Annotated in this window: 10 protein-coding genes; 8 read left to right on the top strand and 2 right to left on the bottom strand. The window is 37.7% G+C overall.

Features of this window, described 5'->3' with window-relative positions; all coding sequences use genetic code 11:
• Window positions 1-17: 17 nt before the first annotated feature.
• Together ABH966_RS22920 and ABH966_RS22915 are read right to left on the bottom strand one after the other, a co-directional pair.
• Window positions 18-203, bottom strand: coding sequence for an SE1832 family protein (locus tag ABH966_RS22920; RefSeq protein WP_285397488.1), 186 nt, complete (start codon window positions 201-203; stop codon window positions 18-20).
• Window positions 204-383: 180 nt separating this feature from the next.
• On the bottom strand, window positions 384-1,430 hold the full coding sequence (locus ABH966_RS22915) for a PseG/SpsG family protein (RefSeq protein ID WP_370082498.1): 1,047 nt from the start codon (window positions 1,428-1,430) through the stop codon (window positions 384-386).
• Window positions 1,431-1,683: 253 nt separating this feature from the next.
• Here ABH966_RS22915 and ABH966_RS22910 point away from each other — a divergent pair, with 253 nt between their 5' ends.
• The 8 genes from ABH966_RS22910 to ABH966_RS22875 all read left to right on the top strand — a co-directional run bounded on the left by ABH966_RS22910 (window position 1,684) and on the right by ABH966_RS22875 (window position 13,468).
• A complete protein-coding gene (locus tag ABH966_RS22910) occupies window positions 1,684-2,529 on the top strand; it encodes an oxidoreductase (RefSeq protein ID WP_370082496.1) in 846 nt (281 codons plus the stop codon).
• A 496-nt stretch (window positions 2,530-3,025) separates the two neighbouring features.
• A complete protein-coding gene (locus ABH966_RS22905; RefSeq protein ID WP_370082494.1) occupies window positions 3,026-3,580 on the top strand; it encodes an NADPH-dependent FMN reductase in 555 nt (184 codons plus the stop codon).
• Window positions 3,581-3,699: 119 nt separating this feature from the next.
• Window positions 3,700-7,482 (top strand): DEAD/DEAH box helicase, encoded by a 3,783-nt coding sequence (locus ABH966_RS22900; RefSeq protein ID WP_370082492.1) that lies wholly within the window; start codon window positions 3,700-3,702, stop codon window positions 7,480-7,482.
• 1 nt (window position 7,483) lies between these two features.
• Complete coding sequence (locus tag ABH966_RS22895) at window positions 7,484-8,248, top strand: hypothetical protein (RefSeq protein WP_370082490.1); 765 nt, start codon at window positions 7,484-7,486, stop codon at window positions 8,246-8,248.
• A gap of 168 nt (window positions 8,249-8,416) precedes the next feature.
• Window positions 8,417-9,490: a glycosyltransferase gene (locus ABH966_RS22890; protein WP_370082488.1), complete on the top strand. Its 1,074-nt coding sequence runs from the start codon at window positions 8,417-8,419 to the stop codon at window positions 9,488-9,490.
• 357 nt (window positions 9,491-9,847) lie between these two features.
• Window positions 9,848-10,360, top strand: coding sequence for a hypothetical protein (locus ABH966_RS22885; protein WP_370082486.1), 513 nt, complete (start codon window positions 9,848-9,850; stop codon window positions 10,358-10,360).
• A gap of 88 nt (window positions 10,361-10,448) precedes the next feature.
• Window positions 10,449-10,808 carry a hypothetical protein gene (locus ABH966_RS22880; RefSeq protein WP_370082484.1) on the top strand — a complete coding sequence of 120 codons (360 nt, stop codon included), beginning with the start codon at window positions 10,449-10,451 and terminating at the stop codon, window positions 10,806-10,808.
• Window positions 10,809-11,275: 467 nt separating this feature from the next.
• Window positions 11,276-13,468 (top strand): DNA topoisomerase III, encoded by a 2,193-nt coding sequence (locus tag ABH966_RS22875; RefSeq protein ID WP_370082483.1) that lies wholly within the window; start codon window positions 11,276-11,278, stop codon window positions 13,466-13,468.
• The last annotated feature ends 375 nt before the right edge of the window (window positions 13,469-13,843 follow it).

Raw genomic sequence — 13,843 nt, 5'->3', positions numbered from 1 at the left:
AACCGCTAATATCATTTTTATAGTTCTGCTAATTGTTTATTTAATTCCGCTAGCGTGGCTTCCATATTTGCAAGGCGTTGCTCTGCTTTTGCTACTTGATCATTATGACCTGTAGATTCAAGCTTTTCGATGTCGCCTTGTAAATTCATATAATCCATTTTAAGTTCTTTAATTTGATATTCAATATCACTTTTTGATGGCATGATGATTGCTCCTTTATGTGTTTAGTTGTATAACGAATGCGTGTAAAAGCGATGGAGGTTTTTATATCCCCCACCGCTTATTAGTTACTATCAATCGGGTACTTATGATGCTTGAATTCACTTCTTAAAGTGAAAGTGAAATTTCTACTATATTGTATCATATCCACCTGCAAAGAATCACTAAGTAGAAGCGATATTATGTCGATCGTAAGCGAAATCTAAAAGCAAGGACTGTAGTGCTTCATTGTTACTTGCTAGATTGAGCTGTCGTTGTTTTTTAACAGCTCGTTCGCTTCGGGCCTCATGTAATAAAAATTCCATGACAGCGTTTTGGATTTGTGATTGCTTCATTTTGCGACCAAGTCCAAGGTGAATAAAGCCGTTCTGTTCGCGAGGGAAGGCATGTAATAGCTCAGCCTCAGTTTGTGCAAGAGTAATACAAGGTACACCATAAGAGGCGATTTTATAAGGTGTATAGTTAGCGTTACAAATAATAACATCTGCTTTTGGTAATAGTTTAAGGAGTGCGTTTTTATCACGAAGAATGGCAGTATTACGACGACTAAGCACCATCATTTGCAAATCATCTGTTGCGTGTCGATAGCTATCATCAATCATCACTGTAATTTGTAGTGGAATTTGTAGCTGCGTTAAGTGTCGAAGAGTACGGTAGGTTAAGTTATGCTCGTCCCCGTCCTCAAAAGCAACAACAATATGAGGTGGGTTTTCAGGTATTTTACTGTCTGGTCGATCATCAAAATTCTGAAAAGCTTGTGGTAATGCGAAGTTGAAACTACCACCAATATAATGAGATGGTAAATAATCTTTAACTTCTTGATAGAGTGCTAGCAATACACAGTCACAGGCTTGGCCACCTTCACCCAAATCATCAAAATGAATGATTGTTTTGCAGAATGGTCGTAAATTTTGTACTTGCCAGCTTTCAGAGTTACGACCATCCCTTACAATTAAATCAGGCTGAATACCTTTCATTTGCTTTGGTAGCTCATCGAAATGTTCAAATAAGATTGGCGAGAGATTTTCATTCATTAAAATTTGAATCCCATCATTTGAAGGGGTCTTTACAAATATGAAAACTTTTTCATTTGTAAGTAGCTTGGCCAGCGTGGCAACCCGTTCAAAAGGATACAGCCCTTTATCGATACAGCTTTCAATAATGAAAACAATCGTCTTTTTTAGTTCCGTTGTTTGAATTTCGTTTTGCAAATGTATCCCATCCTTTCATCCGTCTATTTAAACTATGGTGGATGATGGGCAAGTATGTGTAAAAAATTAGGATTATAAATCATTTTTACCGAGGCATAATTGATAAAAACATAAAATTAAAAGAGTAAGAGCTCTTTCTTTGACCGATAAATAAAGTAGAGTTTGCAAAAAGATACATAGGATTGTTGCAGTTTTTCAGCAAAACTATTGTTCCGGCAGAGGGACTTAATGAGCATAGAAGGGGGTACAACTAATGGGAATGCGCGCAGCGATTGTTGTAGGGGCTACTGGATTAACAGGTACCTCTCTTGTAGAACAATTATGTGAAAACGATGAATATGTTTCAGTTACGGTTATTGCACGAAGAGCGCTAGCATTTACGCATCCGAAGCTAGAAGTGAAAATTCGTAATTTTGATACTTTAGAGGAAAAAGATATCGAATTTGCACATGAGCTTTATTGTTGTTTAGGAACAACGATTAAAAAGGCAGGATCACGTGAGGAATTTGAGAAAGTTGATTTTGAATATCCGCTAACGATTGCCTCATTAGCAAAAAATCGAGGAATCCCACATATGCTAGTCATTACAGCAATGGGGGCAAATGAAAGTTCATCATTTTACTATAATCGAGTAAAAGGAAAGCTTGAACATGACCTTATAGAGCTAGGTTTACAGAGACTTTCAATTATTCGCCCATCTTTATTGGTTGGCGATAGAGAGGAATTTCGCTTAGGTGAAAAGGCGGGAGAGAAAGCTTTAAAGCTAGTAAAGCCGTTATTAGTTGGGCCATTAAAGCGTTCAAGAGCTATAGAAGCTTCCCAGGTTGCGAAGGCGATGATCGTTATTGCGCTGTATGGCAATAAACAGCCGGTTACAATTTATCCATCTCAGGAATTGGCTAAGCTAGATTTCCCTGAAACGCAGGGTGAGGATGTTTCAAGGGAGAATTTATTTAATTGGGATAATCGCAAATTATCGAGTTCTAACGATGAAGGCGATAAAGTAAATCGTGAAGTCGTGATTAATCGAGATAAATATAAAATAGAGGAAACCGTTGTTGATAAAGAAGTAAAATTCCAACGTCGTCAGGATAAATAAAGGTTCATCACCGTAACGTGGAGTTGATTTCCGTTTCGATTGGGCGCTTTGTTGCTGTCGCTACGCTTTCGCACAGAGCAAAGCTTCCAGGGGACGTCCGATGAGCCGCTTCGCTTCGCTGCAGGGTCTCGGGCCAACAGGATGTTGGTCACGAAGGCGTTATCACAGGATGTGATGGTTTTAGCCTTCGTTCCTCTATCGCTAATTCCCAAGGAGTCGCCCAGTCTCCACTCCAATCAACTTAATACGCAGGGAAGCGAGTAGCCCGTAGTAATAATCAGCGTCTTCTAAGTAGTAGTAACAAATTCATTTGTGAAAATATTATTTTAATAACAAACAATCAACATGCCAAAGTCTTTTTCAAAATCATATTTCCTGCGTAGACTCCATTCCGCCTAAAGACTGAATTTACGGTTTCAACCACCACAATTCTTTCCGTGCCTCTTTTCATTTGTTACAATATTATTGTAGAAATGAATGTGGAGGCAAAGTGAAAATGAAAATTTTACTCGTTGATGGCACAATGTTTGGTCGTAAAACTGGTGCTATTTTAGAACAAGTGGAGCAATATATTAAAGAATTAGATGCAAGTTTCGAGTTAGAAATTATGCATTTTAGTCAATATAAGCATCAAATTGTAGACGGTTCACCGTTAAATGATGACATGAAGGAAATGATTCAAAAGTTCGAAGAAGCGGACGCGTATATTATCGCTACACCGATTTTTCAAGCATCGATTCCAGGCGTTTTAAAAAATGCATTTGACTTCTTGCATCCGAAAACAATGCGCTATAAGCCTGTATCGATTGTGGCAAATGGTGGTACGTATCAGCACCATTTAGTAGTAGAAAATCAGTTGAAACCAATTTTAGATTACTTCCGTGCACTTGTAACGCCGAACTATGTATACACACACACATCTCACTTTGATGCAGATAATAAGATTGTCGACGAAGATGTTCATAGACGTTTACGTGAATTGGCTCGTGTTTTTGTACAGTATTGTGAAATGAGCAAAACATTGCCGAAAGAACCGATTGATCAACATTAAAATAAAATTCATCCCTTGTGCAGTGGAAAGAAATCACTGTGCAGGGGATTTTTCTTTTCAAGTATCCTTTTACGATGTGATAAAATAGATTTTTAGTGAAACGGAAGGGAGGGCTGCTCATGCAGGACATCGCTATACTAGAAAAACAACGCTGTAGTCTAATATTGACTAATAAGGCGAAGGAAGCGGTAGAGGAATGCTCAGCAAATGAGCATGCCTTTTTTGCCTTACAAAAAACATTCACCGTCTATATCGAAAAGCGCAAAGCAAAAACAGTTGGTGAAACATTTTTATCGATTTATTTTAATGCGGAGCAAAATGAAAGGCTAACCGACGTCATTGCTGAGAAAACAGCCATTATGGATTGTGTGCTAAAGGTTGAAGGATTGCTAGCTACAAATATTCGTTTTGTACATATGCGGGGCCCAATCAATACAAACCGGCGCTTACCAGCAGCATTAGAATTTGTTACAAGACCTAATAATGGAGCAGGGATACCGCTTGATCTTCATACGAAAATAAGAGGGCTACCGATAGCCGAGGAACGCACGGAATATGTGAAAAAGCGTATCTCGAGCTGGGAAGGCTATTTAAAAATTCAAGAACGGGATGCGACCATTGATGATATTCATACAGAGTTTAAGCAAAGCTATTTTAATGAAGATTTTACTAGGCTGACAATTGTCTGCCCATATATAAAATCGAAGGAATGGAAGAAGCTTGAAGGGTTAAGTGTGAGCATTCAAGGGGTACGCGGTGAAATTGGACAAGTATTAAAGGCTCATGCAGGGAAGCAGACAATAGAAATTGACTTAAAGCCCTTTGTGCAGGATTTAGCACGTAAAGATCAACTTAACCTTCGTTCAAAGCAAGCAAGCTTTAGTAATTTTGCGACATTGAGTCAAATTAGACGATTGCGCAATGGTTTTACAAAGCTAGAAAAAGGCGAGGCAGTTAACCCTAATTTAGAGACAATACTATTTGAAAAACGTCCAACTGTCCGAGCATCAAAGCTTCGAGAGGATATTGTTTTTCACAATAATTTAAACGAATATCAAAGACGGGCTGTTTTAGGAGCATTGTCTGTTGAAGATTTGTATGTCATTCAAGGACCTCCTGGTACAGGGAAGACAACTGTTATTTCTGAAATTTGTCAGCAAAATGTTAAGGCAGGCTTAAAAACACTCGTGGCTTCTCAATCAAATCTAGCCGTGGATAATGCATTAGGACGACTTCTTTCCAATCAAGAAATTCGAATTTTACGTTACGGTAGAACGGAAAGTATTGAAGAAGAGGGTAAGAAATTTATTGAGGAAAATGTTGCGCTTCATTGGCGTGAGCAAACTCTTGCAGCGATCGAAGAGGAAATTACAGCCTTTACAGAACGTGAACAAGAACTAAAATCAAGTATTACCAAGGCTGAAGAAGAGCTAGAAAAGCTTGAGGCGTGGCTTGAGGAGTTAACAAAGGAAATAGCTGCAAAAGAACAGGCCACAATTGACGAGCCCATTTTACAGCAGGAAATACAAGCGTTAAAGAAAGAATTAAAGGCAGCAAAAGCTGAACAGCAGGAGAATGAGGCACATAAAGAGCATTACGAAAAACAGCTGGCGCAAATCGAGCCTGCTGTAAAGTCGCTCGAGCAAACCCTTGCTGAAAGCCCATCTATAGAGCAGCTAAAGCTTACTATAGAAGAAACTACTCAAAAAATGGAGCAATTGGAAGCAGCTGCTCAATATAAGGAGCTGCAAGAGCAAAAGCAGCATTTAGCACTGCAGTTCAAAGATATCCAATCGAAATATGAAGAGGAAAATAATCGTCTTCGATTAATGAAGGAAGCCGAACAATATATTAGTAATTTAACGTCCTATGAGCGAATTGAACGATTTTTACAGCACTATCACATTCGCCCATCCTATGTGCTGTCACAGCAAATTAATCGCTTGCAGCATTTAGAGGATGCCAAAGATTTAGAGGCATGGGCAACCATCAATTCACGTTTGCAAAAAGCGATCGCAAAGCTGGAATCGTTAGTATCTGGTGAAGAAAAAGAACGTGCCCTTGCTAAAAGTAGAGTGCAGCAAGTTCAATCGTTTTCGTTGCAAAATTTAACAGGTGTTTTTGCGCAGCTTAATACAGCCTTTCAAGATGAACAAACACCGCCTGCCGAGCAAATTGAGAGTTTCTTGCTCGGTTTATATATGCGTCGTGATTTTGTCTGGCAAAAAGGTGTAGCTCTTAAACAACAACAAGATCATAAAGATCGGGAGTTTGAGTCCTTGCGTAAAGGTATTGGTGGCTTAGTACATCAAGAATGCGCGATTACTAGCTTTGACGTTCAAAGCTTACAGCGACAATTGCAGCCATTTTTACAACATACAGAACGACTTCAGCAGCTAGCTGAGGCATTCCAAATTGATGCCGAGCCAGAAGAGTCTGTAGAACATTTAAAAATGCTTGTGTCACAATCGAAATCTTCTCTTCAAACAGCACGTCAACAGCTTGAGGCAGTAGAGCATGCTCATACACAGCTCCTACCAAAGAAAGCGGCACTTCAAACAGCGCAGACTAGCTTACAAGAGATTGAACAACAGCTAACACAATTAGAAGAAAATATAAAAGAAATTAATATAGCTGGACTGAAGAAGGAGAAGCAGCTCACAGCTTGCACAAAGCTTCTACAATCAACACCAGAGCGCACTTCCGAGGAAGTGGTGGAAGCAATTGCATCTTCGAAAACAGCAATAGTGGAATTACAGCGCAAGGAACAGCAACTACCTCTTCGAAAAAAATTACAAGAGCAATGGCGTGACAAGCTGCAAAATGCTACTGAATATGATTTAGATGAAATTCGTAAATTATATGTGCGTCATGCGAATGTTATCGGTACAACATGTGTTGCTTCGGCAAGTAAGGAGTTTATGGAGAACTACCCGACATTTGATGTTGTCATTATTGATGAAGTATCCAAGGCAACACCACCAGAGCTATTATTGCCAATGCTTAAGGGGAAGAAAGTTATTTTAGTAGGCGACCATCATCAGCTACCTCCACTACTTGGAGACGATACGTTGGAGGAAACATTAAAAGCAATGCTCGATGGAAATCCAAACTTTGACGGCGCACAGGAGTTGAAAAATTTACTGCGTGAATCACTGTTTGAACGCTTATTTAATAACTTACCGCAAACACATAAGCAAATGCTGGCATTGCAGTATCGAATGCATGAAAAAATTATGCACAGTATTACACCGTTTTACGCGAAAGAGGAAAATGGTTTGCAATGTGGTTTACCAGATTCGGATGCAGCACGAGACCATTGCCTAGAAGGACAATTTGTAAACCGAGATGATCATTTGTTATGGGTTGATATTCCAACTGAAAAACCTTATTTAGAGGAGCAGGTAAAGGGCGGAACGAGTCGTTACAATGAGGGTGAATTACAAACAATTCGTCGTATTTTAATAGATTTGAATAAGTCTGTTATTGAAGCTAAAGCAGCTGGACGTATACCTCAGGATGCACAAAAAAGTGTTGGAGTAATTAGCTTCTATGGGGAGCAAGTAAAGAAAATCAATCGCCTTCTGCAACAGGAATTACAGCTACCGCATCTTCAATTTAGAACTGGGACAGTCGATAAGTTCCAAGGTATGGAGATGGACGTCATACTAGTTAGTATGGTACGTAATACGCCTAAAGGGGGAGACGTTGGTTTTGCAAGAGATTATCGCCGCTTAAACGTTGCCTTATCTCGTGCACGGGAACTATTATTACTTGTCGGAAGTGCTGAGATGTTTGCCAAACGTGCGAAGCATCCAGATACACGAGAGATGTACAGCAATCTGTTAAAGACCGTGAAATCCTATAACGGCTTGCGTAATCATGAAGGACAGGTGATGTAGATTGTCAAAATTACAGCAGCGCTTAATGCGAGAAATTCAGCAAAATCGCAATATTAAAATCGTCAAAACCGATGAATGGAGCATCCCGATTCGAACAGTAGAAGTGACCTATGAGCCAGTTCGTCGTTCTACGATGGATGTCTTGATGACAATGCTGTTAATGAGCATACAGGAAGCGGATTTTGCAAACGCACAAGAATTAAGTGAGCTATTACTAGTCGATCCGTTATTTATTGAGGATTTAGTATCGTTAATGTCTCGAGTAAGTCTTATTGAGCAAATGGAAAACTTCTATAGATTAACCTCTAAAGGACAGCAGCAACTGGAACGTGGCATCTTCGAAGAGGAGCTAGATGTAGAAATGGCTAATCTTTACTATAGCCCATGCCATCTTGCATTTCTTGCTGTCGACGAGGACAATATGGAAGAATACGATGATCTACCAGAACTATATCGCTATGTGGATGAAGAGGCTGAGAAGCAGGAGCATTTCGAAGAAGCAATGTTAATAGAAGCGCTACAGCAAGAGGATGGGGAAAAAGCTGAAGCTGGAGCCGGAGCCTCTCAAAAAATAATTTCAAAAATTGTTGAAACAGACGCTAAACAAATCAATGATATCCCATGCCTTGAATTTGTCCTTCACGATAAAGAACAAAATATTTTGTTCGTTCGTATATGGAATGCACTGTTAAATCAATGGGATTCGCACCTAGAACAACAGCTTACAGAAAAAGAACAACTACGGTGGCGTGAACAATATTTATAAGACAAAAAACGAACGTGTGCAGCGTTCGTTTTTTTGTGCTTTTTGAGGCGTATGTCGATAAAACGGAAAAGTTGGGTGATAAATTCAAAAAGTTAGGAGATAAAATGGTAAATAGCCTCGTTAAATTTTTAAGTTTGCATATATTATTACAAAAAAAGGAGGGGACCGATGTTTACGATTAGTTTATGTATGATTGTTAAAAATGAAGAATGTACTATTGAAAGATGCCTAGACTCCGTTCAACATTTAGTGGATGAAATCAATATTATTGATACGGGCTCAACTGATCGTACAAAAAATATCGTCCGAAACTATACCTCTCGAATTTTCGACTTTACCTGGTGCGATGATTTTGCCAAAGCTCGAAACTTTTCCTTTCAACAAGCTACGAAAGATTTTATTTTATGGCTCGATGCAGATGACGTGATCACAACAGAACATCAGCAAAAGTTCCTACAACTTAAACAGTCACTTTATCATCCAAATGTCGATGCTGTTTCCATGGATTATTATGTAACGCTCGATGCAGATGGCTGTGTAGAATCCAGTGAAAAAAGATTTCGTCTCGTAAAACGTGCACGTAATTTTCAGTGGCAGGGTGCCGTCCATGAATATTTAGACGTAACAGGCCAGCTCTATCATAGTGATATAGCAATTACACATTTGCCAAGAAAAAGTGATATTCATCGCAATATTAATATTTATGAGCGTTTAAAGAAAGAAGGGCACCCATTTTCAGCTAGAGAAACTTTTCATTACGCAAATGAGCTCAAAATTCATCAGCGATTTTTAGAAGCAATCAATCACTATAATATTTTCTTAGATTCCGCAAAAGGACCTGCTGATGATCAAATTCAAGCTTGCTTAAATTTAGCGGATTGCTACCAACAGCTACACGATTCAAAACAAGCAACACAAGCTATTTTACAATCATTATTATATGATCGACCAAGACCAGAAACATGCTGTCGAATCGGTCACTTTTTTATGAAGCAATCGAAAAATAAAGAGGCTATTTACTGGTATTCACAAGCATTACAGCAACCTATAGAACAGACAATGGCTACACACAAGCATGCTTATTCCACATGGCTTCCACATTTACAGCTAAGCTTGTTATACAATTGCTTGCGTCTTTATGAAAATGCATATCAGCATAATGAAGCAGCGCGTAAATTTAAGCCAAAAGATCAGCGCATACTAGACAACCGAAAATTCTTGATAAGTCAATTAAAGAAGTAAGGCCGTCATGGAAAAGGAACATCAATAAAATTTATATAGATACCGTAACCAATTAACATCGATACAAAAACAACAATTGTCATACAAATCACATTCCGAGGTCTGAAAGTTCGAGCATCCATTCATTCATCCCCTTTCGATTTTGTGAACATTCTGTTAACTCAACATATGTTTTGAGAGTTTGAGTATGCAGTTCATCGTAAACATTTTTTTGAAGCATAGAAAAAGAGCAAATTCACAATTAACGTGAATTTGCTCTTTAAATTAGGCAATTTTATTCAATTAACGGGGCAGTTTAGTTGAAGAGTTAATGTTATAATTTGGATATCCAAATATTGAATATATTGGAGTGTGATTATGAAAAAATTAAGTTTGATTTTCGTTGTGTTAGTTTGTTTAGTATTACTAACAGCATGTAATGATAAAGCACCACTGATAGAAATTGAAGCCAAGGTTTCTCCAGTAAGTGATGAAGAATACAGAAAAATTGGTGCTACTAAAGATTTAATTGAACCAAAGCAGGAAGACTTTAAAATTTTTGAGTTTAATTTCACTATGGAACATACAGATTCAGTGAAAGAAAGAAAAATCGAAATGTATAAATTTGAGAATCTGCCGCAAGTGTTGAATGGAATAGATGACATCACACGATATTGGAATGGTGAATGGTATAGTCAGGATAATGAAAATGAAAATTTTGCAACATACCACCACGAATTTGTTTTTTATACAAAAGGTTTGAATGATGATGATATTAGAAAAGCGTTTAATAATGAAAAAATCACCGTGTCATGGACTAACAATAAAAATGAACAAATAGAAAAAGAATACAATATATCTAATTTAATAGAGTTTAGTTCAAACAATTAAATTCCTATTGAACTAACGAGTTTAATAAGTAGGTACTTTCTGTAGGGTGTCGGATTAGTTTCTAGAAAAGTAAAAGAGGAGAGGTAGCATGAAAAATAAGTATAAAAAATTATTGATTTACTTATTTTCAATCGTGGTCATAATTATTATTTCCTTTGGTATTTATCAATATTCCACTCACTTTTCAACTCGTGATGAAGCAATTGAAAAATATATAACAACGGTGTTTGATAATGATTCTACACAGCTAATAGATGTTGTTGAAACAGATGTTTCTAATACTTATTATTTGTTATTAAGAACAAATGGTTCAGATGTTATTAATACGACATCAAACGTGAAAATCCAGAATAATATATTTGGTTGGAAAGTCACGGCTGGCTATGAAAGAGCAAATGCAGATTTAGGTAAACATCTAATAGATAGAGAAACTAACACATTAAAATAATTCGTAACACTAATTGTTAAATCCTTACTGAACTAACGGGGGCTTGAGTTTAGGATAGCTGGGTGGTGTAGAATGGAGCAACCAACTGTAAAAATTAGTTCTTAAAAGTGAAATGACAAGGGAAGAAGTTTCCGATTGGGCTACGTTATATGTGATGGTTGATAATCCTAATATTGATAAACAGGTACTTTAGTTAAATATTCAATTTACGAAATTTCAAACAAAAAAACAGAGTTGATTCTACACATTTTGTAGATTTACTCTGTTTTTATGTTTTAACAGCAACAATCTTTTAAAAAACAGCCTTAAATTAACCGTCTAATCGGCTCTGTGGGGAACCTGATCATTTTAACTTGGTTCTCCTACAATGACTATTATGAAGACTAAGAAGATAGCTCTAATCAATTTCTACCCCGAACTTATGGTATATTAGACAGTACATAGTTAGTAAAGGAGTACGAAAATATATGGTTAAAAGTGTAGTTATTGCTGAAAAACCTTCAGTTGCACGTGATATAGCAAATGTTTTGAAATGTAATAAAAAAGGGAACGGATTTTTAGAAGGTGACAAATATATAGTTACTTGGGCATTAGGTCATTTAGTGACATTAGCTGATCCAGAAGCCTACGATAATAAATATAAAACATGGAATTTAGAAGACCTTCCAATGTTGCCAGACCGAATGAAGCTAGTAGTGATGAAGCAAACAGGCAAGCAATATAATGCAGTCAAATCACAATTAACACGTAATGATGTCAACGAAATCATTGTGGCTACGGATGCTGGGCGTGAAGGGGAATTAGTTGCTCGATGGATTATTGACAAAGCAAATGTGAAAAAGCCAATTAAACGTTTATGGATTTCATCTGTTACAGATAAAGCAATCAAAGAAGGATTTGCTAATTTAAAACCGGGTAAAAACTACGAAAATTTATATGCTGCTGCTGTTGCCCGTTCCGAAGCGGATTGGTATATCGGATTAAACGCGACACGAGCATTAACGACAAGATTTAATGCACAGCTGAACTGTGGTCGTGTTCAAACTCCAACTGTTGCGATGATTGCTGCACGCGAAGATGAAATTAAAAACTTTAAAGCACAAACGTACTACGGTATTGAAGCACAAACAGATTCGTTAAAGCTTACATGGCAAGACGCAAATGGTAATTCACGTAGCTTTAATAAAGAAAAAGTCGACGTTATTGTCAAAGCATTAGGCAATCAAGATGCAAAGATTGCCTCAATTGATCGCAAGCCTAAAAAATCATTTGCCCCAGGTCTTTATGATTTAACAGAATTACAGCGAGATGCCAATAAATTATTTGGCTATTCGGCAAAAGAAACATTAAATATTATGCAAAAGCTATATGAATCCCATAAAGTGCTGACATACCCTCGTACAGATTCACGTTATTTATCATCTGATATTGTAGGCACATTACCTGAGCGTCTAAAAGCATGTGGCATCGGCGAATATCGTACATTAACGAATAAAATTTTAACAAAACCGGTTAAAGCGAATAAATCATTTGTAGATGACAGTAAAGTGTCCGATCACCATGCCATCATTCCAACTGAAGGCTATGTGAACTTATCTGCATTCAATGATAAAGAGCGTAAAATTTATGATTTAGTCGTAAAACGATTTTTAGCGGTATTATTCCCAGCACAAGAATATGAGCAATTAACAGTACAAGCTCAAATCGGTAAGGAGAAGTTCATCGCTAAAGGGAAAACCGTTACAGTTGTAGGTTGGAAAGAAGTATATCAAAATCGTTTTGATGATGAAGAATCAACGGATGATGTCAAAGAGCAACTGCTTCCTCGTTTAGAACAAGGACAAGTATTAAAAACAAAGCTAATTGCCCAAACATCTGGTCAAACAAAGCCACCTGCACGTTTTACAGAAGCGACATTACTATCAGCTATGGAAAATCCTACGAAGTATATGGAAACGAACGACAAGAAGCTTGCAGATACTTTGAAATCAACAGGTGGATTAGGGACAGTTGCAACACGTGCAGATATTATTGAGAAGCTCTTTAATTCATTCTTAATCGAAAAACGTGGCGGCAAAGAAATTCACATTACATCCAAAGGTCGTCAATTACTTGACTTAGTACCTGAAGAATTACGTTCTCCTGCGACAACAGCCGAGTGGGAGCAAAAGCTTGAGCTCATTTCAAAAGGTAAGTTGAAAAAAGATGTGTTCATCAATGAAATGAAAAAGCACACGCAAGAAATAGTCGCTGAAATTAAAGCAAGTGATAAAAAATATAAGCATGACAATATCTCAACAAAATCATGTCCTGATTGCGGCAAGCCAATGCTTGAAGTCAACGGTAAAAAAGGTAAAATGCTTGTCTGCCAAGACCGTGATTGTGGACATCGTAAAAACGTATCACGCGTTACAAACGCACGATGCCCACAATGTAAGAAAAAGCTAGAACTACGTGGTGAAGGTGATGGCCAAATCTTCGTATGTAAATGTGGTTATCGTGAAAAGTTATCTGCATTTGAAGCCCGTCGTAAAAAAGAAGGCGGTGGCAAAGTAGATAAGCGTAGTGTACAGAAATACATGAAACAGCAAGAAAAAGAAGCAGAACCGTTAAATAATGCTTTTGCAGATCTATTAAAAGGATTTAATTTAGATAAATAAAATTTTTTTATTGCACAAATGTTATCAAAATAACATTTGTGCATTTTTTAGTTTTCACTAAATATGAGCGCCATTTTGTGACATCGTGCGATTCGGATTATGAAATGAAGGACATGGAAACTAAAGTGGCAGTTGAGGATAACATTTTATTCATTCTTATGCCATGTGAATAAGTTAATTGGAGTGGAGACTGGGCGACTCCTTGGGGATCAGCAATAGAGGAACGAAGGCTAAAACCATCACGTCCTGTGATAACGCCTTCGTGACCAACATCGTGTTGGCCCGAGACCCTGCAGCGAAAGAGAAGCGTCAGCAACAAAGCGCCCAGTCGGAACGGAAATCAACCCCGCGTTATGATATTGCACCATTAAATTG

This window comes from Lysinibacillus sp. RC46 (assembly GCF_041262385.1).
GTDB lineage: Bacteria > Bacillota > Bacilli > Bacillales_A > Planococcaceae > Lysinibacillus.
The sequence above is the reverse complement of the archived record's forward strand: the minus strand, read 5'-3'. Positions and strand labels throughout refer to the sequence as shown.

What these genes read in the sequence shown, in the direction of transcription:
- ABH966_RS22875 (WP_370082483.1), top strand. Translation starts at nt 11,276, where the DNA reads ATGGTTAAAAGTGTAGTTATTGCTGAAAAACCTTCAGTTGCACGTGAT.
- ABH966_RS22880 (WP_370082484.1), top strand. Translation starts at nt 10,449, where the DNA reads ATGAAAAATAAGTATAAAAAATTATTGATTTACTTATTTTCAATCGTG.
- ABH966_RS22900 (WP_370082492.1), top strand. Translation starts at nt 3,700, where the DNA reads ATGCAGGACATCGCTATACTAGAAAAACAACGCTGTAGTCTAATATTG.
- ABH966_RS22910 (WP_370082496.1), top strand. Translation starts at nt 1,684, where the DNA reads ATGGGAATGCGCGCAGCGATTGTTGTAGGGGCTACTGGATTAACAGGT.
- ABH966_RS22885 (WP_370082486.1), top strand. Translation starts at nt 9,848, where the DNA reads ATGAAAAAATTAAGTTTGATTTTCGTTGTGTTAGTTTGTTTAGTATTA.
- ABH966_RS22905 (WP_370082494.1), top strand. Translation starts at nt 3,026, where the DNA reads ATGAAAATTTTACTCGTTGATGGCACAATGTTTGGTCGTAAAACTGGT.
- ABH966_RS22920 (WP_285397488.1), bottom strand. Translation starts at nt 203, where the DNA reads ATGCCATCAAAAAGTGATATTGAATATCAAATTAAAGAACTTAAAATG.
- ABH966_RS22890 (WP_370082488.1), top strand. Translation starts at nt 8,417, where the DNA reads ATGTTTACGATTAGTTTATGTATGATTGTTAAAAATGAAGAATGTACT.